This window comes from Martinezella miluonensis (assembly GCF_900094545.1).
In the GTDB taxonomy this organism is placed as follows: domain Bacteria; phylum Pseudomonadota; class Alphaproteobacteria; order Rhizobiales; family Rhizobiaceae; genus Rhizobium; species Rhizobium miluonense.
The window spans coordinates 1-22,785 of record NZ_FMAH01000056.1 but is presented as its reverse complement, the minus strand read 5'-3'; the positions used below and the strand labels follow the sequence as shown (position 1 = coordinate 22,785).

18 protein-coding genes are annotated in these 22,785 nt (G+C 60.3%); 14 read left to right on the top strand and 4 right to left on the bottom strand.

The window, feature by feature from the left end; translation table 11 throughout:
• Positions 1-172 precede the first annotated feature (172 nt).
• The 6 genes from GA0061102_RS29065 (at position 173) to cysG (ending at position 9,973) form a co-directional block, all read left to right on the top strand.
• Positions 173-1,240, top strand: a complete 1,068-nt coding sequence (locus GA0061102_RS29065; protein WP_092855690.1) for a LacI family DNA-binding transcriptional regulator — start codon at positions 173-175, stop codon at positions 1,238-1,240.
• Between the two features lie 461 nt (positions 1,241-1,701).
• Positions 1,702-2,967, top strand: coding sequence for an MFS transporter (locus GA0061102_RS29060; RefSeq protein WP_092855688.1), 1,266 nt, complete (start codon positions 1,702-1,704; stop codon positions 2,965-2,967).
• 18 nt (positions 2,968-2,985) lie between these two features.
• Positions 2,986-5,436 carry a nitrite reductase large subunit NirB gene (nirB, locus tag GA0061102_RS29055; protein WP_092855686.1) on the top strand — a complete coding sequence of 817 codons (2,451 nt, stop codon included), beginning with the start codon at positions 2,986-2,988 and terminating at the stop codon, positions 5,434-5,436.
• A 10-nt stretch (positions 5,437-5,446) separates the two neighbouring features.
• Positions 5,447-5,791 carry a nitrite reductase small subunit NirD gene (nirD, locus tag GA0061102_RS29050; protein ID WP_092855680.1) on the top strand — a complete coding sequence of 115 codons (345 nt, stop codon included), beginning with the start codon at positions 5,447-5,449 and terminating at the stop codon, positions 5,789-5,791.
• Positions 5,791-8,448 carry a nitrate reductase gene (locus tag GA0061102_RS29045; protein WP_092855678.1) on the top strand — a complete coding sequence of 886 codons (2,658 nt, stop codon included), beginning with the start codon at positions 5,791-5,793 and terminating at the stop codon, positions 8,446-8,448. The genes nirD and GA0061102_RS29045 overlap by 1 nt, the downstream gene beginning before the upstream one ends.
• Entirely contained in the window at positions 8,420-9,973 is a 1,554-nt protein-coding gene (gene cysG, locus GA0061102_RS29040; RefSeq protein ID WP_092855676.1) for a siroheme synthase CysG, read from the top strand. Before GA0061102_RS29045 ends, cysG begins: the two co-directional genes overlap by 29 nt.
• Here cysG and GA0061102_RS29035 read toward each other — a convergent pair.
• The 4 genes from GA0061102_RS29035 to GA0061102_RS29020 are packed head-to-tail and all read right to left on the bottom strand — an operon-like array spanning position 9,941 to position 14,950.
• Positions 9,941-10,486, bottom strand: a complete 546-nt coding sequence (locus tag GA0061102_RS29035) for a sarcosine oxidase subunit gamma (protein ID WP_092855674.1) — start codon at positions 10,484-10,486, stop codon at positions 9,941-9,943. The two genes, cysG and GA0061102_RS29035, sit on opposite strands and share 33 nt — an antisense overlap.
• Positions 10,479-13,412: a sarcosine oxidase subunit alpha family protein gene (locus tag GA0061102_RS29030; RefSeq protein ID WP_092855672.1), complete on the bottom strand. Its 2,934-nt coding sequence runs from the start codon at positions 13,410-13,412 to the stop codon at positions 10,479-10,481. The genes GA0061102_RS29035 and GA0061102_RS29030 overlap by 8 nt, the downstream gene beginning before the upstream one ends.
• Positions 13,409-13,687, bottom strand: a complete 279-nt coding sequence (locus tag GA0061102_RS29025; RefSeq protein WP_092855670.1) for a sarcosine oxidase subunit delta — start codon at positions 13,685-13,687, stop codon at positions 13,409-13,411. The genes GA0061102_RS29030 and GA0061102_RS29025 overlap by 4 nt, the downstream gene beginning before the upstream one ends.
• Positions 13,688-13,699: 12 nt before the next feature.
• Positions 13,700-14,950 (bottom strand): sarcosine oxidase subunit beta family protein, encoded by a 1,251-nt coding sequence (locus GA0061102_RS29020; protein WP_092855700.1) that lies wholly within the window; start codon positions 14,948-14,950, stop codon positions 13,700-13,702.
• An 88-nt stretch (positions 14,951-15,038) separates the two neighbouring features.
• Here GA0061102_RS29020 and GA0061102_RS29015 point away from each other — a divergent pair, with 88 nt between their 5' ends.
• The 8 genes from GA0061102_RS29015 to GA0061102_RS28980 all read left to right on the top strand — a co-directional run.
• The gene (locus tag GA0061102_RS29015; protein ID WP_092855668.1) at positions 15,039-15,998 is read left to right on the top strand and encodes a GlxA family transcriptional regulator; all 960 of its coding nucleotides are present in this window, start codon (positions 15,039-15,041) and stop codon (positions 15,996-15,998) included.
• A gap of 75 nt (positions 15,999-16,073) precedes the next feature.
• A complete protein-coding gene (locus GA0061102_RS29010; protein WP_092855666.1) occupies positions 16,074-16,757 on the top strand; it encodes a helix-turn-helix domain-containing protein in 684 nt (227 codons plus the stop codon).
• Positions 16,758-16,849: 92 nt separating this feature from the next.
• Positions 16,850-17,758 carry a class II glutamine amidotransferase gene (locus tag GA0061102_RS29005; protein ID WP_092855665.1) on the top strand — a complete coding sequence of 303 codons (909 nt, stop codon included), beginning with the start codon at positions 16,850-16,852 and terminating at the stop codon, positions 17,756-17,758.
• Between the two features lie 33 nt (positions 17,759-17,791).
• A complete protein-coding gene (locus GA0061102_RS29000; RefSeq protein WP_092855663.1) occupies positions 17,792-18,478 on the top strand; it encodes a GltB/FmdC/FwdC-like GXGXG domain-containing protein in 687 nt (228 codons plus the stop codon).
• Positions 18,479-18,493: 15 nt separating this feature from the next.
• The gene (locus GA0061102_RS28995; protein WP_004125619.1) at positions 18,494-19,822 is read left to right on the top strand and encodes an FMN-binding glutamate synthase family protein; all 1,329 of its coding nucleotides are present in this window, start codon (positions 18,494-18,496) and stop codon (positions 19,820-19,822) included.
• A gap of 87 nt (positions 19,823-19,909) precedes the next feature.
• Positions 19,910-21,217 (top strand): type III glutamate--ammonia ligase, encoded by a 1,308-nt coding sequence (gene glnT, locus GA0061102_RS28990; protein WP_092855661.1) that lies wholly within the window; start codon positions 19,910-19,912, stop codon positions 21,215-21,217.
• 99 nt (positions 21,218-21,316) lie between these two features.
• Positions 21,317-22,201, top strand: coding sequence for a formyltetrahydrofolate deformylase (gene purU, locus GA0061102_RS28985; protein ID WP_092855659.1), 885 nt, complete (start codon positions 21,317-21,319; stop codon positions 22,199-22,201).
• 3 nt (positions 22,202-22,204) lie between these two features.
• The coding region (locus GA0061102_RS28980; RefSeq protein WP_280949847.1) for a tetrahydrofolate dehydrogenase/cyclohydrolase catalytic domain-containing protein at positions 22,205-22,785 on the top strand (581 nt) is incomplete at its 3' end.

The following is a 22,785-nucleotide window of genomic DNA, read 5'->3' as shown; positions in this document are numbered from 1 at the left end:
GTTTGCCATTGCTTGATAGTAGACAAGTCCTTTTCATATGCAAGCGATTTTTGGCAAACGTTTGCTAAGTCAGCGGAATTCCCGTAGCATCCGACACCGCAGGCATCGGGAAGGAAACAAAAAAGTGAAAAATAACAACAATTTGCCCGTGGCGGAGTATTCAGGACCCTTGATGGCGGACGTTGCGAGATTGGCAGGGGTGGCGATCTCAACGGTCAGCCGGGCACTTGCCAATCCCGGTCGGGTTAATGAGAAGACACGAGCTAAGATCGATGCAGCAGCAAAGCAATTGGGCTACACGCCGAATGCTATGGCGCGTGGCCTGCGGGTCGGCAAATCCAACACGATCATGATCATTCTGCCGGGTTCGCTCTATTACGGCGTTTCCCAGGTCATTCCGCAAGTCCTGCAAAGCATCAACAAAGCCTTGCTGCAGAATGGTTATAACCTGATGATCGCCAATCTCGGCCGCGACGTGGAATCTGAGCGCCATATTCTCGATCTCGCCTTCGGCGGCACCATTCGCGGCGCCATCATTCTCTCGTCCAAGCTGCCGGAAGTCGACGGCCGATCTCTTGCCAATGCTGGTTTGCCGATCGTCTCCATGTTGCTCGACATGAGTGATGCCGGTGTGCCGAGCGTCGTCACCAACGATCGCGAGGCGGTGCGGGATGCAACGGCCGATCTTATCCAACTTGGTCATCGCCGCTTTCTCTATCTTGCCGGCCCAGAGAACAACTATCATGACCTCGAGCGTTTTAGCGGCGTCGTCGAGGCACTACAGGAAGCAGGACTGCCAGAATCTGCGGTCGTTCGCTCGGGGGGCAAGCTGGATTATCAGCATGGTTTTGACATTGGCGTACACGCGGCGAGCGACTTTGCCGCACTTGCGGATAAACCGACCGCAGCCATCGCAACCAGCGACGACATGGCAATTTCTTTCATGAGTCGGGTGCAGCGTATGGGGCTGTCGATTCCGGGCGGCCTTTCGATCGTTTCCTTCGATGGTTCGCCCGTTTGTGCATTTTGCTCGCCGCCGCTTTCAACGATCGAGCAGCCGATGGAGGAGATGGGGCAGATGGCGGTCGCCATTCTGATGGTAGCCATCGATCGGCCGGAGCAAATGCCAGAGATGCGAAATGTTATCCGCAGCCGGCTCATTCAGCGTGAGAGCGTCGCTGCACCCGTAAGGGTAGTGTCGCCGCCTTCATCCGGAAATCATGAGGGCTCGACAATTTAAATCAAAGCCAGAAGATGACTTCAGCTGCGATGCATATGCTTGAGAAGAAGGTGTGGGCACATCGGTGACCGCGAAACGCGAGCCGTGGAAGCCTATTCGATCCCGATAAGGTGGGCGCCCATCTCGCCGCGCAGGCGGAGTCATGGCGCTATGCCTATTTTATACGCATTGCACAATTTTTTGACAGGATTGTTGCGACCGATCTCGCCATTGCAGCAATCCATCGCCGGCAGGCTCTGAATATAATCATTTAAAAACAATGGTGTAATCAATCTGGCATGGTCATTGCTTGGTAATGGGTAGGCCTTCGGCCACGATTTTGGCGTCCAACGACGGGCGTCACCAGCAAAGCTGCTGATCGGAAGACCTCGCGCTACACCGACGTATGCGCCCTGACCAGCGGCATTTTATTTTCAACCCTAGCGATGGATCGGCCCGACCTTGTCGGCCTTGGAGAAATCATGTCTGTTCATGAGAGAGCGCAATCCATATCCCCCGGCGAGCCAGCCAAGGCATTGTGGATTTCCACAATTGCTTTCACCCTCTGTTTTGCAGTCTGGACGATTTTTGCGATCATTGGCATTCGCATCAAGCAGGAGCTCGGCCTTTCCGAAGCCCAGTTCGGATTGCTTGTCGGCACGCCGGTTCTCACCGGATCGGTTGTTCGCATCGTGCTCGGGATTTGGACGGGCCGTTATGGCGGCCGTCTCGTCTATACAGTCACGATGCTGGCCGCAGCCGCGGCAACTTTTCTTTTATCCTATGCCACGACTTACGCGCAGATGCTGATCGCCGGCCTTGGTGTCGGGCTTGCCGGCGGCGCGTTCGCGGTTGGCGTCGCCTATGTCTCGCCGTTCTTTCCACCAGAGAAGCAGGGGACGGCACTTGGTATCTTCGGAGCTGGCAACGTCGGTGCCGCCGTCACCAAGTTTGCGGCTCCCTTCGTCCTGATTGCATGGGGATGGCAAGCTGTCGCCGAGATATGGGCATTGGTGCTTGCTGCAATGGCGATCGTCTTCTGGTTCACCACCACAGACGATCCGGCTTTCCGCGTACGTCGCGACCGCAAGCTCCCATCCAAGAGCCTACTGCAGGAATTCGCACCGTTGAGGAACGCCCAGGTCTGGCGGTTCTCGCTTTACTACTTTTTCGCCTTTGGCGGCTTCGTAGCCCTGTCGCTGTGGCTTCCTCGTTATCTGATCGGCGTCTACGGTTTCAATCTGGAGGTCGCCGGTATGGTGGCCGCCGCCTACTCCATTCCTGGCAGCATTTTCCGTGCCTTCGGTGGGATGGTCTCGGACAGGAAGGGAGCCCGAAGCGTCATGTACGTCATGCTGGCGGTGTCGGCAGTCACGACGCTGATCCTTTCGCTACCGGCTGCGCCTGCATCCGGCTCCGCCTTCGGAATCACGCCGCCGGTCTTCATCGCGGTCATCTTCGTTCTCGGCTTCGTCATGAGCCTCGGCAAGGCGGCCGTCTATAAGCATATCCCTGCCTATTACCCGGAGAATATCGGCGCCGTTGGCGGCATCGTCGGCATGATGGGCGGTCTCGGCGGCTTCATCCTGCCCATTGCTTTCGGCCTGCTCAAGGATCTGACTGGGCTTTGGTCGAGCTGTTTCCTGCTGTTGTTTGCGATTGTCGCGATTTCGCTCATCTGGATGCACCTCTCTATTCGCCAGCTTGAGCGCCGCGGGCTCTCCGCGCCCGTCGTGACCGCTACCTGATCTCAAGGACTTAGAACTATGACCCGGAAACTCGTCATCATCGGCAACGGCATGGCCCCAGGGCGCATGCTGGAGCATCTTCTGGAAAAGGCGCCTGATCTCTATCAGGTCACGATCTTCAACGCCGAACCGCGCGTCAACTACGATCGCATCATGCTGTCGCCGGTCCTTTCCGGCGAGAAGGACTATGAGCAGATCATCATCCATGGCGACGGCTGGTACATCAAGCACGGCATCACCCTCTACAAGGGACACAAGATCGTCGCCATCGACCGCGCTGCAAAGACAGTAACGTCGGACCATGGCGTGACCGAGAGTTACGACAAGCTGGTGATTGCGACCGGCTCCGTCCCATTCATCATTCCGGTCCCAGGCAAGGAGTTGCCGGGGGTCATCACCTATCGCGACCTCGACGATGTGCAGGCGATGCTGCTTGCGGCGCAGTCGCGCGAAAAGGCGATCGTCATCGGTGGTGGTCTGCTCGGTCTCGAAGCGGCGGCCGGCCTTGCCTCCCGCGGCATGGACGTCACCGTTCTCCACGTCATGCCGACGCTGATGGAACGTCAGCTCGATCCGGCCGCGGGCTATCTCCTGCAAAAGGCCGTCGAGGAACGCGGCATCAAGGTCATCACCAAGGCCAATACCAAGGCGATCGTCGGTAATGGCAAAGTCGAGGGGATCGAGCTCGATGATGGACGCGTGATCCCCGCCACGCTCGTCGTCATGGCCGTCGGCATTCGCCCCAATATCGGTCTTGCCAAGGAGGCCGGCATCGCCGTCAACCGCGGCATCGTCGTCGACGACGGCATGCAGACCTCCGATGGCAGCATCTTGGCACTTGGCGAATGCGCCGAGGTTGGCGGTATGGTCTATGGCCTCGTCGCACCGCTTTATGAGATGGCGCGCGTCGCCGCCGCGCATCTCGCTAGCGACACGACCGCCGCCTTCGTGCACTCGGACACGCCGACGAAGCTGAAAGTCACCGGTATCGATCTGTTTTCGCTCGGCGACTTCGCCGACGGCGACGACCGCGAGGAGATCGTCCTGCGTGACGCGGCGGCCGGCGTCTACAAGCGCCTGGTGCTGAAGGACAACAAGATCATCGGCACCGTGCTTTACGGAGAAACGGCCGACGGCGCCTGGTTCAACGACCTGAAGAAGAAGGCGACCGACATCTCTGAGATGCGCGAGACCCTGATCTTCGGCCAGGCCTATCAGGGAGGGTCGCCGCTGGACCCTATGGCGGCCGTTGCAGCCTTGCCGGATGATGCGGAAATCTGCGGCTGCAACGGCGTCTGCAAGGGCAAAATCACCTCGACCATCACAGCCAAGGGCCTGACCTCGCTCGACGACGTGCGTGCCCACACAAAGGCTTCGGCCTCCTGCGGCTCCTGCACCGGCCTTGTCGAACAGCTGATGTCGATCACGCTTGGCGACAGCTACAACCCCGCCGCCGTCCAGCCGATGTGCGCCTGCACCGAACTCGGACATGATGATGTCAGAAGACTCATAAAGGCCAAAGGGCTGAAGAGCATTCCCGCTGTCATGCAGGAGTTGGAGTGGAAGACCTCCTGCGGCTGCGCGAAGTGCCGCCCGGCGTTGAACTACTACCTCGTCTGCGACTGGCCGGACGAATATGCCGATGACTATCAGTCGCGCTTCATTAATGAGCGCGTGCATGCCAACATCCAGAAGGACGGAACCTATTCCGTGGTGCCGCGCATGTGGGGCGGCGTTACCAGCTCCAACGAGCTGCGCGCGATCGCCGATGTCGTCGACAAATTCGAAATCCCGATGGTGAAGGTGACGGGCGGCCAGCGTATCGACCTTCTCGGCGTGCAGAAAGAGGATCTGCCCGCCGTCTGGTCCGACCTCGGCAAGGCCGGCTTCATTTCGGGCCAGGCCTATGCCAAGGGCTTGCGTACGGTGAAGACATGCGTCGGCTCGGACTGGTGCCGCTTCGGCACGCAGGATTCCACCGGCCTTGGCATCCGCATCGAAAAATTCATGTGGGGCTCCTGGACGCCGGCAAAACTCAAAATGGCCGTCTCCGGCTGTCCGCGCAATTGCGCCGAGGCGACCTGTAAGGACATCGGCGTCATCTGCGTCGACAGCGGTTTCGAAATCCATTTCGCCGGTGCGGCCGGCCTCGACATCAAGGGCACGGAGGTTCTGGGCCTCGTCAAGACGGAGGACGAGGCGCTCGAACATATCGTGGCGCTGACGCAGATGTATCGAGAACAAGCCCGCTATCTTGAGCGCATCTATAAATGGGCCAAGCGCATCGGTCTCGACGAGATCCGCCGCCAGATCATGCAGGATCACGAAAAGCGCAAGGCTTATTACGAGCGCTTCGTCTTCAGTCAGACATTCGCGCAGGTTGATCCCTGGTCGGAGCGTGTCTCCGGCAAGGACAAGCACGAGTTCAAGCCGATGGCGACCGTCGGTTTCCATCAGGCTGCAGAGTGAGGAGATTGATATGAATTGGTCAAAAGAAACCTGGTATGAAATCGGCGATATCTCGGACATTCCTCTGCGTGGTGCCCGGTGCGTGAAAACCCCACAGGGCAAGATTGCCGTGTTCCGCACTGCCGAAAACGAGGTTTTTGCCATCGAGGATCATTGCCCGCACAAAGGCGGCCCGCTGAGCCAGGGCATCGTTCACGGCAAGGCCGTGACCTGCCCGCTGCACAATTGGGTGATCTCGCTCGAAACCGGCAAGGCGGTTGGAGCCGACCAAGGCGAGGTGCGGACCATTCCGATCCGCAACGAGAATGGTGCTCTCTTCATCGCGTTCGAAAGCCTGATGATGGCGGCTGAATGATGGAAACGGAGGTCAAGACAACCTGCCCTTATTGCGGCGTCGGTTGTGGCGTCATCGCCAAGGTCGGCGAAGACGGCAAGGTCTCCGTCAAAGGCGATCCCGACCATCCTTCCAATTTCGGGCGTCTGTGCTCCAAGGGATCGGCGCTTGCTGAGACGATCGATCTCGACGGGCGCCTCCTCCATCCGGAAATTGCCGGCCAAATGGCCAGCTGGGACCAGGCGCTCGATCTGGTCGCCGGAAAGTTTGCGGATACGATCAAAAAATACGGACCGAATTCAGTCGCTTTCTATGTCTCCGGGCAGTTGCTGACCGAGGATTATTATGTCGCCAACAAGCTGATGAAGGGTTTTATCGGCTCTGGCAATATCGACACCAATTCCAGGCTCTGCATGTCGTCATCCGTCGCCGGCCATCGCCGCGCCTTCGGCTCGGATACGGTGCCCGGCACCTATGAGGATCTGGAGTTGGCTGACCTCATCGTGCTGGCGGGCTCCAATCTTGCCTGGTGCCATCCGGTGCTCTACCAGCGCATCGCCGCTGCCAAGGCGGCGCGCCCCGGCATGAAGATCGTCGTCATCGACCCGCGCAGCACGATGACCTGCGATATTGCCGACCTGCACCTCGCAATCCGGCCGGATGCCGATGTAGCGCTGTTCATGGGTCTTTTTGAGCATCTGGTTGCTAGCAATACGATCGACCAGAACTACATTGCCGAACATACCGGCGGCTTTGCCGAGGCTTTCGCCGCCGCAAGCTCCTTGTCGTTCAACCAGGTGCTTGACCTGACCGGTTTGCCCGCCATGCAGCTTCGCGAGTTCTATCGGCTGTTTGCTGCGACCGAGAAGGTCGTCACCTGCTACAGCCAGGGCGTCAACCAATCCTCATCCGGCACCGACAAGGTCAATGCCATCATAAACTGTCATCTCGCGACCGGCCGTATCGGCCGGCCCGGCATGGGGCCATTCTCGCTGACCGGCCAGCCGAACGCCATGGGCGGTCGCGAGGTCGGCGGGCTCGCCAACATGCTTGCCGCGCACATGGCGATCGAGAGTGCTGAGGATCGCGACCGGGTGCAGCGCTTCTGGCGATCACCGCGGATTGCCGCCAAGCCGGGCTTGAAAGCTGTCGATATGTTTCGCGCCGTCGCGGATGGCCGGATCAAGGCGCTCTGGATCATGGCGACGAACCCCGTCGTCTCGATGCCGGATGCTGACGCCGTAGAGGCCGCCATCAAGGCCTGTCCTTTCGTCGTCGTCTCCGATGTCCTGCGAGAGACGGATACGACGCGGCACGCGCATGTGCTGCTGCCCTCACTTGGCTGGGGCGAAAAGGACGGCACCGTCACCAATTCCGAACGACGGATCTCCAGGCAGCGCCAATTTCTGACGGCGCCAGGCGAAGCCAGGTCGGACTGGTGGCAAATGGCGGAGGTCGGCCGTCGCATGGGATTTTCCCAAGCTTTTTCCTTCCGGACGAACGCAGATATTTTCGCTGAGCATGCTGGCCTCTCCAGCTTCGAAAACCAGGGTAGCCGCGACTTCGACGTCGGTGCTTATGAAGCGGTCGCGACCGCGGAATATGACGCACTTCAGCCTTTCCAGTGGCCGCAGCCTGCCGGAACGACACCAAAGCCGACGCGCTTCTTCGCAAATGGCGGATTTTATCATCCCGATCGCAAGGCGCGCTTCGTCGCGATCGAGCCGCCGGCAAGCGATCGAACCGACAGCCGCTTCCCGCTGACACTCAATACCGGGCGCGTTCGCGATCATTGGCACACCATGACCCGTACCGGCAAAAGCGCACGGCTATCGGCCCACATTGCCGAGCCTTTTGCCGAGATCCATCCCCGCGATGCGATCGAAATCGGTGTCGCGGAAGCCAGCCTGGTCGAGATCGAAAGCCCGCATGGCAAGGTAATCGTCCGCGCTTTGGTGACGGAGCGACAGGCGCGTGGCAGCCTGTTCGTGCCGATGCACTGGAACGATAGTTTTGCCGCCAAAGCCCGTATCGACGCCGTGGTTGCCCCCCTCACGGATCCGGTTTCCGGCCAGCCGGCTTCGAAGAATGTCGCGGTTCGCGCACGTCGTTTCCGGGCATCGCACTATTGCTTCGCGGTCTCGGCAGCAAAGCCGCGCGATCTCGATAGCCCTTATTGGGCGCTCGCCAAGGCCAATGGCGGATGGCGGACCGAACTTGCCTTCGACCTTATACCGGAGAACTGGATCGGCTGGTGCCGCGCGACGTTCGATATACCCGCCAATCTGGAGCCGCTCGGCTATGCCGATCAAGCCTCCGGCGATCTGCGCCTGGCCTTCTTCGATGGGGAGCGGCTGCTCGCAGCTCTATTCGTCGCTCGACAGCCGGTCGCCGTTGCCCGCAGCTGGGCGATCTCTCAGCTCACCGCCGAACACACCAATCTGCGCAAGCGCTTCGCTCTCGTCGCCGGTCGCCCAGGTGCGGACAAACCCGATCCCGGCGCCACCGTCTGCTCCTGCTTCGGGGTCGGCGTCAACCAGATCGTCGCGGCAATTCGTGGTGGCTGCCACAGCGTCGAGGCGGTGGGCAAAGAGCTCAAAGCGGGAACCAACTGCGGCTCCTGCCGTGCCGAAATCAGAGGGATCATCGATGGATGTCTTGCAGCTGCCGCGGAGTGACGTACCCGCCCGAATGGAGCCGCTTGCCAAATTGCCGGTGTTCTGGGCGCTTGAAGGCAAACGCGTCATCGTCGCCGGCGGCTCGGATGCGGCTGCCTGGAAGGCGGAGCTTCTTGCCGCCTGCGGCGCCGACGTTCATGTCTATGCAGACGAGCTTTCCGACACGTTCGAAAAGCTGATCCTGCGCGGCGCCGAACATCCGCAAGCCGGCTTCACCCATCACCCACGGATGTGGAATGAAGCAAGCTTTGCAGGTGCGGCCATCGCCATCGCCGATTGCGGGGAAGACGGTGAAGCACAGGCCTTTTTCGAAGCCGCCTGTATGGCCGGCGTGCCGGTCAATGTCATAGACAAGCCCGCCTTTTGCCAGTTCCAGTTCGGATCGATCGTCAATCGCTCGCCGGTCGTGGTGTCGATTTCGACGGATGGAGCAGCTCCCATCCTCGCTCAAGCGATCCGCCGGCGGATAGAGACGCTGCTACCCCGGGCGTTGAAAGGTTGGGCAGCACTCGCACTGTCACTGCGAGAGACTGTCCATGAGCGGCTTGCGCCGGGGCCGCTGCGTCGCCTCTTCTGGGAGGGCTTCGTCGATCGCGCGTTTTCAGGTTTAGATACGCCGGAGGAGGGCGTCGGCGGGCAGCTTCTCGATGAAGCCGAGCGGCTTCGGGAAGCGCCCGCCCATTCATCAGGAGGCCGCGTCACGCTTGTTGGAGCAGGGCCCGGCGATGCCGAGCTGCTAACGCTGAAGGCTGTCCGTGCGTTGCAGGCGGCCGACGTGATCCTCTTCGACGATCTGGTTTCGACAGAGGTCCTGGAGCTTGCCCGGCGTGAAGCCAAACGCATGCTGGTTGGCAAGCGCGGCGGCCGTACGAGCTGCCGCCAGGAAGACATTAACGACATGATGGTGAAGCTCGCAAAGGCAGGCAAGCATGTTGTTCGGCTGAAATCCGGCGATCCAATGGTCTTCGGCCGCGCTGGTGAGGAGATCGCGCATCTCGACCGGGAAAACATTCCCGTCGATATCGTTCCCGGCATAACGGCTGCGAGTGCAATGGCCTCTCGGCTCGGGATTTCCCTGACGCATCGCGACCATGCACAGTCCGTTCGCCTCGTGACGGGGCACTCCCGGCACGGCTGTCTGCCCGCTGACATCAATTGGGCTGCCATTGCTGATCCGCATACGACGACCGTGTTCTACATGGCGGGCAGGACGGCACCGTTGATCGCAGAACGGCTGCTCAAAGAAGGCTTGTCCCCTGAGACATCGGCCGTCATCATCAGTGACGTCAGCAAGCCAACAGAGCGCAATTGGCGCGGAACGCTTGTCGAGATACCGAGTGGGATCGCGACCATCGGCTACGACAATCCGGTACTCATCGCAGTCGGAAACGCACTCGCAGCACGTCAGGCTCTCCCCAAGGATTCCATCAAGAACACGTCATTTGCCTGGCCGCGCCCACCATCGGGGCGACACTCCCGGATCTGGAGCGGTTCAAGAGGCAACGCGCGACGAGCCGAAAGATAGCGCCAGCGCCTCGAGTTCCTCATAGAGCGATTGCGCAAAGCTCCGCAGCACGGTCAGCTCGAAGTCGTTGCCGCCGGTACGGGTGAGTTGGATCGAAATATGACCGAAGAGGGTCATGGCACTGCTTCCTTCGGGGAAATTCACTGGATACAGGTCGACGGCGGTACCCTTGTTGAGGAGCGCGACTGCATCGAGCCCGGAGACGTGAATACGGATGCGCCCGTGGCTCTGGTCCGAGATGAAGGCGCGGCCCGCCAGCGCGTCCGCAAGAGCCTGCCTAATGGGTTTGGCGAGTTGCTCATTGCCAGCGATGAACCATTGCCGATATCCGGCCGGGCGCACGGAGCTTTCCTTAAGGCCCGCCGCGAGAAGATGGCTCGCAATCTCTTCGCTCGTGATCGCGCCCATCACATGCAGGAGGTGCCCTTCCGGCAAGGCTTCCAGCCGGATGGCCTCGCCTCGTAAAACGTCCTTGCCGGCGAGGACCGGCTTCAATGTCGGCAAATCAGGCATGGAGTTTCTCATTCTGAGGGTCGACAAAGACGGGGCTGCAGAGCACCGCATCCGTGAATTCGTTTCGCAGGCCATTCCAGATGGTGATCTTCTCGCCGATGCGCTCCGGTCCGTTTTTGACCAATGCGAGACCGATCGTATGACCGAGGCTTGGCGAAAAGGCGCTCGATGTCACATAGCCTTGATCGTTTTCGAGAGTTGCTGCGGCGTCAGCCGCCAGGATATGAGCGCCTGTGCGGAAGCTGTTCGCCGGATCCAGCGGCTTGACGCCGACCAGGCGAGGGCGGTCGGCAGCCTGAAGGCCCTCGCGGGCAAGCATCGCCTTGCCGATGAAATCGGGCTTCGTCGTCGAGACCATGCGGACAAAGCCGAGATCGCCCGGTGTTACCGTGCCGTTGATCTCGGCGTGGGTGACATGGCCCTTTTCGATGCGCATAACGCCGAGCGCCTCGGCACCATAGGCGCAAATCTCATGCTTCCGGCCGGCCTGCATGATCGCATCGGCGACGAATTCACCATAGGCCGCGGGGACGCCGAGCTCGTAGGCGAGTTCGCCCGAGAAGGAAATGCGAAAGAGCCGGGCTTCGAGCTTGCCGCCGAAGAGTGAAACAGTACGGGCGCTCATAAAGGAGAAAGCCGTATCAGAGATGTCTTCATCGACGATCTCCGAAAGTATCGCTCGCGATTTCGGGCCCGCCACTGCCATCTGTGCCCATTGGTCGGTCGACGACGCAAAATAGACCTCCAGCTCGGGCCAGAGCGTCTGCGCGCAGAATTCCAGATGTGTCAGTACGCCGGCTGCAAGCGCCGTCGTTGTCGTCATGAAGAAATGATCTTCGGCGAGGCGGCTGGTGGTACCGTCGTCATAGATCATGCCGTCTTCGCGCAGCATGATGCCGTAGCGTGCCTTGCCGACGGGCAGCTTGGCAAAGCCGTTGCAGTAGATGCGGTCGAGGAAGGCGGCCGCGTCCTTGCCGAAGATCTCGATCTTGCCGAGCGTCGAGACGTCGCAAATGCCGGCATTCTTGCGGATGTTCAGCACCTCGCGATCCACACTTTCGCGCCAGGTCTTTTCGCCCTCGCGCGGAAACCAGGAGGAGCGATACCAGAGGCCGGTCTCAACGAAGGTCGCGCCATTCTTCTTCGCCCATTCATGCAAGGGGGATTTGCGCGCCGGCTGAAAATGCTTAGCCCGCGAACTACCCGTCAGCGCGCCGAAGGAGACCGGCGTGTAGAAAGGCCGGAACGTTGTGGTCCCGACTTTACCCGGCGAGACGCCACGGGCTTCCGCAAGGATGCCGATGGCATTGATATTGGAAAGCTTTCCTTGGTCGGTTGCCATACCATTGGTCGTGTAGCGTTTGGCAAGCTCGACATGGCCGTAGCCCTCGCGCACGGCAAGACCGAGATCTTTGAGATGGACGTCGTTCTGATAATCGACGAAGGCTTTACCCTTGGCGCCTTTGACGGACCAGAGTGGCGAGACTGAAGCCTGAACGTCTTCCTCGAGCGCAAAGGCCGGTACGACCTTGGCGAAGCCGATCTGCTCGAGTGCTTCTGCTGCCTTGCAGGCACCGTCGCCAAGGCAAGCCTCGGTTGAGGCAAAACCGGCAGCGGCGCCCGCTGTCTGCAAACCTTCCTGCCTTTCAGGCGCGAGGAAGGCCGCATGTCTGTCGGACCAGACGGGCTTTCCGCCGCGATGGCAGGCGAGGTGAATGATGGGGCTCCAGCCGCCGGACATCGCAAGAGCATCGGCATCGATCTCCTGCGTGCCTGACGCGCTCGCAATGCTGATCCTACGGACTTGCTTTGTGCCAAAAGCATCGGTGATGCATGCGCCGGTCAGCACTTGCGCCTTGCCGTTCCAGTGTTCGCTGCCATTGGCGCGAGTATCGACGATAGCTGCCACTTCGACGCCCGCAGCCTCGAGGTCCGCGGCAGTTCGGTAGCCGGAATTGTTGGTCGTGAAGACCACGGTGCGCTTGCCGGGAGCAACAGCCTGGCGATTCAGATAGCTGCGCATGGCGCCGGCCATCATGACGCCTGGAATGTCGTTGCCGCCGAACACGAGCGGTCGCTCCTCCGCCCCAGTCGCAAGAATTCCCTGCTTGGCGATGATGCGCCAGAGACGTTCGACCGGCTGGCGTGGATCAGGCGTTGCCATATGTTTTTGCACGCGCTCGACCGCGCCGAAGACATTGTCGTCGTACCAGCCGACGATGGTCGTGCGCGGTAGGCATTGCACGTTCGGCAGGCTTTCGAGCTCCGTCAGAATGTCGCTGAGGGCGGATTCGCGATCGGCAAGAAAGCTCCCGCCGAGAGCAAAGCCCTCGTCCGCAAGCAATACGCGCGCTCCGGCGCGTCCTGCCGTCAGCGCGGCCGCAAGTCCCGTCGGTCCCGCGCCGATGACGAGCAGGTCGCAATGCGCCCAGCATTTCTCGTAGGAATCGGGGTCAGGTTCGTAGGAAGCCTTGCCGAGACCGGCAGCCTTGCGGATCACTGGTTCGTAAACCTTCTCCCAGAAGGCGGCCGGCCACATGAATGTCTTGTAGTAAAAGCCGGCGCTCAGGAACGGCGAGAGCAGCCCGTTGACGGCGCCGACATCGAAGCCAAGCGAGGGCCAACGGTTCTGGCTGCGTGCGATCAGCCCGTCGTGAAGTTCGATCATCGTGGCGCGGGTGTTGGCCTCGGTGCGTCCACCCGTGCCGGTCGTGACGAGCGCATTGGGCTCGGCAGCACCGGCCGTCAGGATGCCGCGCGGCCGGTGATATTTGAAGCTGCGGCCGACGAGCTGGATGCCGTTGGCGAGGAGGGCGGAGGCAAGCGTATCGCCGGGATGACCGTTCAAATTCCGGCCGTCGAAACTGAAGGCAACGGTTCTGGTGCGGTCGATCCGGCCACCGGAGGAAAGGCGATAACTGCTCATGCGCCATCTCCAAGCTTGGCAAGTGCCGCATCGCTGACGGCATGGATCTTGTGGGTGACGGTGTCACGTTCGACGATCAGCCAGCGCCGGCAGCCGGAGGAATGATGCCAATATTCCTTGTGTTGCCCTTTCGGATTGTCGCGCAGATAGACATAGTCGTACCAGATATCCGAATTGGCATCTGCAGCCGGGCGCGCAAGGCTCGCATCACCCTTGATGGTAAACTCCTCCTTGGGGCGGATGCCGCAATGAGGGCAGGAAATCAGGCTGGCCATCTCGTCATGTCCTCAATGCAGGTTGGGCTGTGCACCCACGCCTTTTTCATCGATCTGATAGCCTCGCCGGAAACGGTCGAGGCGCAATTGCCGCGCCGTTTCATGCGGCTCGTTGCGGGCGATCAGATGGGCATAGCAGTAGCCGGAGGCCGGTGTGGCCTTGAAGCCGCCATAGCACCAGCCGGCGTTCAGATAGAGATTGTCGATATGGGTTCGGTCGATGATCGGTGAGCCGTCCATGCTCATGTCCATGACGCCGCCCCAGCTGCGCAGGTAGCGCACCCGGGTCAGCGACGGTATCAAGGCGACGCCGGCCTCGGCGACATGTTCGACAGTCGCGAGATTGCCGCGCTGGGCATAGGAATTGTAGCTATCGATATCGCCGCCGAAGACGAGGCCGCCTTTGTCCGATTGCGAGACGTAGAAATGTCCAGCCCCGAAGGTCACGACACAATCGATGAACGGCTTCAATCCCTCGGAAACGAAAGCCTGGAGCACATGGCTCTCGATCGGCAGGCGCAGACCCGCCATGTCGGCGACGACGGTGGAGTTGCCGGCCGCCGCAAGCGCCAGCTTGCCGCATCCGATGAAGCCTTTGGTGGTCTCGACGCCGGTCACACGGCCATTGTCTCTGCGTATGCCGGTCACCTCGCAGCCGGTAATGATGTCGACGCCGCGGCTGTCCGCGCCTCTGGCATAGCCCCATGCGACGGCATCATGTCGCACAGTGCCGCCGCGCGGCTGCAACAGGCCGCCCATGATGGGGAAGCGGGCATTGTCGAAATCGAGGAAGGGCAGCTTCTTGCGAACGGCCTCGCGATCAAGGAATTCCGCATCGACTCCGTGCAGGCGCATGGCGTTGCCGCGTCGCGTGTAGGCATCGCGCTGGGCATCGGAATGAAAGAGGTTCAGGACCCCGCGCTGCGAAACCATGGCATTGAAATTGAAATCCTGCTCCAGCCCTTCCCAAAGCTTCATCGAGAGCTCGTAGAAAGGGTTATTGCCCGGCAGCAGATAGTTCGAACGGATGATCGTGGTGTTGCGGCCGATGTTGCCCGAGCCGAGATAACCCTTCTCCAGAACGGCGACGTTGGTGATGCCGAAGGTCTTGGCGAGATAGTACGCCGTCGCCAGCCCGTGGCCGCCGCCACCGACGATGATGACGTCATAATGCTGCTTCGGTTGTGGCTGGCGCCAGGCGGGCGCCCAGCCGGTATTGCCGCGAAGGCCGTTGAGGAAAATGGAGAGAGCGGAATAGCGCATGGAGTCATCCGAGTGGAATTGCATCCATGATGGCAGAACGGCATTTACCGACTTGCCCATTCAGGACATATTTCGATAGAAAAGGGACATGTCAGCGATCGATGCCAAAAACGTCCAGAATATCGGCTTCATCCTGATCCCAGGATTTGCGCTGATGTCTTATGCTTCGGCAAGCGAGCCGCTTCGCGCCGCCAATTTGCTGGCCGGCCGCGAGATCTACCACTTGTCGACCTTCTCGCCGGATGGCATGCCCGTCTCATCGTCGGGTGGTGTGCCCGTCCCGGCAGCCCCGCTTCCCGCCCGTGGATCCGGGCTTGGAACGGTCTTCGTCTGCGCGGGCGGATCGCCGCGAGATTGGCATTATCCTGCGGTGCTGGCCTGTCTCAGGCAACTCGCGCGCGAAGGAGTGCGTATCGGCGGCATTTCCGGCGGTCCTTATCTGCTTGCCGCCGCCGGCCTTTTGGCCGACCGGGATTTCACCATCCACTGGGAGCACGCTCCGGCGCTGCTCGAGTCATTTCCCGCCTTGTCGCCGCGTCAGGCCCGTTTCGTCATCGATGGTAACCGCATCACCTGCGGCGGTGGCATCGCACCGCTCGATATGATGCATGTGCTGATCTCCGAGCGTATGGGACCGGATTTCGCCCGCCGGGTCAGCGATTGGTATCTGCATACGGAAGTCGGCGAGCCGACGGCCCCGCAGCGCGGCTCTCTTGCCGAGCGCTACGGCGTCCACCATCCCGGCCTGCTGAGCGTGCTGGAGAAGATGGAAGAGACGATCGAGATGCCGCTGGATCGCGCCAGCATGGCGCGGATTGCCGGCGTTACGCCGCGCCATCTCGATCGATTGTTTGCTGCGCATCTTGGCTCGACATTCCTCGACCAATATCGCCGCATCAGATTGGCGCACGCCCGACGGCTGCTTGAACAGAGCCCGCTGTCGATTTCCGAAATCGCGATCGCCACCGGCTTTTCCAGCGGCGCCCATTTCTCCAGGGCCTATCGCAACCTTTACGATATTGCTCCGAAGGAAACGCGCCGGGTGTAGTTTTCGTCTTAGTTGAGAAAATTTCACTGTGAGGATAGAGTGATGACAACGAAGAATAACCGTAAGGAACTGTAAATGAAAACCAAGCCGGGCAAAACAGCGAAAGAGGAGCATCCGAACAGCGGGCGGCCGGCTTTCTTGCAGGATCCGCACGCGGTGCGCGAGCCGAAGGAAAACAATCTCGAAATGGCGATCGGCCACGAGGTGCGCGCCTATCGCAAGAAACTTGGCATTACGGTCACGGACTTGGCGGCGGCAACCGGAATTTCTCTCGGGATGCTATCGAAGATCGAAAACGGCAATATCTCGCCATCCCTGACGACGTTGCAATCGCTTTCCCGTGCGCTGGGAGTGCCGCTCACGGCTTTCTTCCGGCGCTACGAGGAGCCGCACAATGCTGTCTTCGTCAAAGCGGGACAGGGTGTCGAGCTTGAGCGGCGCGGCACGCGTGCGGGCCATCAGTATAATGTGCTCGGCCATATCGACAATAATTCGAGCGGCGTCATCGTCGAACCTTATCTCATCACTCTGACGGCCGATTCCGACGTTTTCCCGACTTTCCAGCACGAGGGAATGGAGTTCCTTTATATGCTCGAAGGCGAAGTCATGTATCGCCACGGCGACCAGCTTTTCCCGATGCAGCCAGGCGACAGCCTCTTCTTCGATGCCGATGCGCCGCACGGACCGGAGGTTCTCGTGAAACTGCCGGCGAAGTATCTTTCGATCATCAGCTACCCGCAGCGCGGCAAGACCGACTGACTTGCCTTAAAAGAAAAAAATATTCTTTTGAGTTGAAAAGCCGCGATCAAACTGCTAGCCATTTTGCAGATGCGAAAATGGAGGGTTTGGGCATGTGCGGAATTGTCGGTCTCTTCTTGAAGGATAAGGCGCTGGAGCCAAAACTCGGAGCACTTTTGTCCTCCATGCTGGTCACGATGACCGATCGCGGACCTGATAGTGCAGGTATTGCGATCTACGGCAACGATAATGGCAACACGGCGAAAATAACCATTCAGTCTGCCGATCCGACAAAGGATTTCGACGGTCTCGAATATGAACTGCGGCGCTCGCTCGATGCGCCGGTGTCTGTGGCGGTCAAAAGCACCCACGCGGTCGTCACCCTTGCGAAGAACAGGCTTGACGAAGGCAGGGCGGCGATTGCGGCGCTGCGGCCCCATGTCCGGGTGATGAGCAGCGGCGACGCCATCGAAATCTACAAGGAGACGGGCCTGCCGAAGGATGTCATTTCCCGTTTCGGCGTTGCTGCCATGTCGGGAACCCATGGCATCGGGCACACCCGCATGGCAACGGAATCAGCCGTTACGACGCTCGGCGCCCATCCCTTCTCGACCGGATCCGATCAATGCCTGGTCCACAATGGGTCTCTATCGAACCACAATAATCTTCGTCGCGAACTCGTACGCGAAGGCATGACCTTCGAGACGCAGAACGATTCGGAAGTTGCTGCCGCCTATCTGACCGCCGAGATGGCCAGGGGTAAGGATCTCGGCGAGGCTTTGACCGGCGCACTCAGCGATCTCGACGGCTTCTTCACCTTCGTGGTCGGTACTAAGTCCGGCTTCGGCGTCGTTCGCGACCCCATCGCCTGCAAGCCGGCTGTCATGGCCGAAACCGATCAATATGTGGCCTTCGGCTCGGAATACCGGGCGCTCGTAAACCTGCCGGGCATCGAGAATGCCCGCATATGGGAGCCGGAGCCGGCGACCGTCTATTTCTGGGATCACGAAAAGGCCGCCTAGTTTTAGTCCTGGTGCAATCGAGAAAGTTCTTTCATGCCAGTTTTCGATCTATCCGTTACTTCGCTGCGCGAATTTAACAGCATGCTTCACAGCCTTACGGTCGGCGCCAATGATACCGCCTTCGAAGTCGTTAATCCTCGCGGCCATCATGCCGTCGCCGTCGGCATCGACACGCCCGTCACCGTCGATATCCGAGGATCGGTCGGCTATTATTGCGCCGGCATGAACGACGGCGGCACGGTCACGGTACACGGCTCCGCCGGACCGGGTGTCGCGGAGAATATGATGTCGGGCACCGTCGTCATCGAAGGCGACGCTAGCCAGTATGCGGGGGCAACCGGCCAGGGCGGCCTTCTGGTCATCAAGGGCAATGCGGCGTCCCGTTGCGGCATCTCGATGAAGGGCATCGATATCGTCGTTCACGGCAATATCGGCCATATGTCCGCCTTTATGGGGCAGTCCGGCCATCTGGTCGTACTCGGTGATGCTGGCGATGCGCTCGGCGACAGCCTTTACGAGGCCAAGCTTTTCGTTCGCGGTTCGGTGCAAAGCCTGGGCTCCGATTGCATCGAGAAAGAGATGCGGCCGGAGCATCTGCAAAAGCTTGCCGAGCTTCTCGAACGGGCGGGCGTCAGGGGCGTAAAGCCGGAGGAATTCAAGCGTTATGGATCGGCGCGCAAGCTTTACAACTTCAACATCGACAATGCCGACGCGTATTGAGGCGAAAGGGACACTATGAGCTATCACAACCCGCTTACGCCCCCGCGCAAGTCCGCAACCTTTGACGATCACACGCTGGCCGAAATCCGCCGCGCCGCAGCGACGGGGATTTACGATATCCGCGGTGCCGGCACCAAGCGCAAGGTGCCGCATTTCGACGATCTGCTATTCCTCGGTGCGTCGATTTCCCGCTATCCTCTCGAGGGCTATCGCGAGAAATGCGACACGACGGTCGTTCTCGGCAGTCGTTTCGCCAAGAAACCCATCACGCTCAAGACACCGATCACGATTGCCGGCATGAGCTTCGGCGCTTTGTCGGGCAACGCCAAGGAAGCACTCGGCCGCGGCGCCACGCTTGCGGGCACGTCCACCACGACGGGTGATGGCGGCATGACCAATGAGGAACGCGGCCATTCGCAGACGCTGGTCTATCAGTATCTTCCCTCGCGCTACGGCATGAACCCCAAGGATCTGCGCCGCGCTGACGCAATCGAAGTCGTCGTGGGGCAGGGCGCCAAGCCCGGCGGTGGCGGCATGCTGCTCGGCCAGAAGATCTCCGACCGCGTCGCCAACATGCGCAACCTGCCGAAAGGCATCGACCAGCGTTCGGCTTGCCGCCACCCCGATTGGACCGGGCCGGACGATCTCGAGATCAAGATCATGGAATTGCGAGAGATCACCGACTGGGAAAAGCCGATCTACGTCAAGGTCGGCGGTGCGCGTCCCTATTACGATACCGCCCTTGCTGTCAAAGCCGGCGCTGATGTCGTCGTCCTCGATGGCATGCAGGGCGGCACGGCCGCGACCCAGGATGTCTTTATCGAAAATGTCGGCATGCCGACCCTTGCGTGCATTCGTCCCGCCGTTCAGGCGCTGCAGGATCTTGGCATGCATCGTAAGGTGCAGCTGATCATCTCCGGTGGCATTCGCTCTGGCGCGGATGTGGCGAAGGCGCTTGCGCTCGGCGCGGATGCGGTTGCGATCGGCACGGCGGCACTGGTCGCCATCGGCGACAACGATCCGCGCTGGGAGGAAGAGTACCAGAAGCTCGGCACGACGGCTGGCGCTTATGACGACTGGCATGAGGGCAAAGACCCAGCCGGCATCACCACGCAGGATCCGGAGCTTTCAAAGCGGCTGGACCCGATCGTGGCAGGCCGACGTCTTGCCAACTATCTTAAGGTAATGACGCTGGAAGCGCAGACGATTGCGCGTGCCTGCGGCAAGAATCATCTGCATAATCTGGAGCCGGAGGACCTGTGCGCGCTGACGATGGAGGCCGCGGCCATGGCGCAAATCCCGCTTGCCGGCACCAACTGGTATCCGGGCAAGGGAGGCTACTAGCCATCTGACTTTTCCGACCGGGCCGAAGAGCCCGGCTGCTGCATGCATACATCGAAGTGTCTCGAAGAAATCCAAAGGGGAACGAGAATGACACTGGATCTTGCTGCTTTTGCGAAAGACAAAGGCATCAAATATTTCATGATCAGCTATACCGATCTTTTTTCCGGTCAGCGCGCCAAACTGGTGCCGGCCCAGGCTATTGCCGGGATGCAGGAAGACGGCGCAGGTTTTGCCGGTTTTGCCACCTGGCTCGACATGACGCCGGCTCATCCCGATCTGTTTGCCGTACCAGATGCATCATCCGTCATCCAGCTCCCATGGAAGAAGGATGTTGCATGGGTTGCGGCCGATTGCATGATGGAGGGCGAGTTGGTCGCCCAGGCGCCGCGCAACGTGCTGAAAAAGCTCGTCAAGCAGGCTGAAGCGGAAGGCAAGCGCGTCAAGACCGGCGTCGAAGCCGAATTCTTCCTGATCACCGCCGATGGTTCGAAGATCTCAGACGAATACGACACCGCGGAAAAGCCCTGCTACGATCAGCAGGCCGTCATGCGCCGCTATGACGTCATTGCCGAGATCTGCGATTATATGCTCGAACTCGGCTGGGGCGCCTATCAGAACGACCACGAGGATGCCAACGGCCAGTTTGAAATGAACTGGGAATTCGATGACGCCCTGAAGACCGCGGACAAGCACTCCTTCTTCAAATTCATGGTCAAATCGGTCGCCGAGAAACATGGCTTGCGCGCAACCTTCATGCCGAAGCCCTTCAAGGGTCTCACCGGCAATGGCTGCCACTGCCATATCTCGGTGTGGAGCAACGATGGCAGGACCAACGTCTTTGCCGACAGGGAAGCGGAATTCGGCCTATCGGCGGAAGGCCGGCACTTCCTCGGCGGCATCATGAAACACGCTTCGTCGCTGGCGGCGATCACCAATCCGACGGTCAATTCCTACAAGCGCATCAATGCGCCGCGCACAACGTCGGGCGCCACCTGGTCTCCCAACACCGTGACATGGACCGGTAACAACCGTACCCATATGGTGCGCGTGCCGGGACCCGGCCGCTTCGAGCTGCGCCTGCCTGATGGTGCGGTCAATCCCTATCTGCTTCAGGCGATCATCATCGCTGCCGGCCTCGACGGCTTGCGCAATAGGGCCGATCCCGGCCCGCATCACGATATCGACATGTATGCAGAGGGGCATCTGGTGAAGAACGCCCCCCGCCTGCCGCTCAACCTGCTCGACGCACTGCGGGCCTATGACGAGGACGAGGGTCTGAAGGAGGCAATCGGCTCGGAATTCTCTGCCGCCTATCTGAAGCTCAAGCATCAGGAATGGAACGCCTACTGCTCGCACTTCACGCAGTGGGAACGCGACAGCACGCTCGATATCTGAGCGCCGAGCGGAGGGTTTCCCGAATGAGCAGGCGCGCCGGAGTTCCAAGCTCCGGCGCAGCAGCTGGGTATCGCCCGTTGATGGCGGAGGAAGATCATCATGAAGAACTATGTACTGACTGTATCCTGTAAATCGACCCGCGGCATTGTTGCCGCGATCACCGGCTATCTCGCCGAACAGGGCTGCAACATCGTCGACTCCAGCCAGTTCGACGATCTCGATACCGGCATGTTCTTCATGCGCGTCTCCTTCATTTCTGAAGAGGGCGTCGGCGAGGCGGCGCTGGTCGAGGGCTTCAAGCCGATCGCCGAGAAGTTTGCCATGGTTGCCGACATTCATGACAGCAAGAAGCGCATGAAGGTGCTGCTGATGGTCTCGCGCTTCGGCCATTGCCTCAACGACCTGCTCTATCGCTGGAAGATCGGCGCGCTGCCGATCGACATCGTCGGCGTCATTTCCAACCATTTCGAATATCAGAAGGTCGTGGTCAATCACGACATCCCCTTCCACCATATTCCGGTGACCAAGGCCAACAAGCCCGAGGCGGAAGCCCGGATCATGGATGTGGTCGAGCAGACCGGCACGGAGCTGATCGTGCTCGCCCGCTACATGCAGATCCTGTCGGACTCCATGTGTCAGAAGATGTCGGGGCGCATCATCAACATCCACCATTCCTTCCTGCCGTCCTTCAAGGGCGCCAATCCGTACAAGCAGGCCTATGAGCGCGGCGTGAAGCTGATCGGGGCGACGGCGCATTACGTCACTGCCGATCTCGACGAGGGCCCGATCATCGAACAGGATACGGCGCGCATCACGCATGCGCAGTCGGCCGATGATTACGTCTCGATCGGCCGTGACGTCGAGAGCCAGGTCCTGGCGCGCGCCATCCATGCGCATATCCACTTCCGCACCTTCCTCAACGGCAACCGCACCGTTGTCTTCCCGGCAAGCCCGGGAAGCTACGCATCCGAGCGCATGGGCTGAGCTATGACGCTTGCAACAGTGATCGATGGCAAGGTTGCAGCCGCTTCGGTAATCGGGGCGGTGAAGAGTGCGGCCGCAGGGCTTGAGGCGGAGACCGGTGTGAAGACCGGACTTGCGGTCGTCATCGTTGGCGACGATCCGGCCAGCCACGCCTATGTGAACTCCAAGAGCAAGATGGCCAAGGAGTGCGGTTTCAACTCAGTCCAGCACACGCTGCCGGCCGAGACCACGCAGGAGGCGCTTGCTGACCTGGTCCAGTCCCTCAACGAAGATCCGTCCATCCACGGCATTCTGGTGCAGCTGCCGCTGCCGAAGCACCTGGATTCCGATGCGATCATCCAGTCGATCCGGCCGGACAAGGATGTCGACGGGCTGCATGTCGTCAATGCCGGCAAGCTGGCAACCGGCGACCTTGCAACTGGGCTGATCTCCTGCACGCCGGCTGGCGCCATGCTGCTGGTGCGCTCGATCCATGGCGAGGACCTGTCGGGCCTCAACGCCGCCGTCATCGGCCGCTCCAACCTGTTCGGCAAGCCGATGGCGCAATTGCTGCTCAATGCCAATGCGACTGTCACGACGGCGCA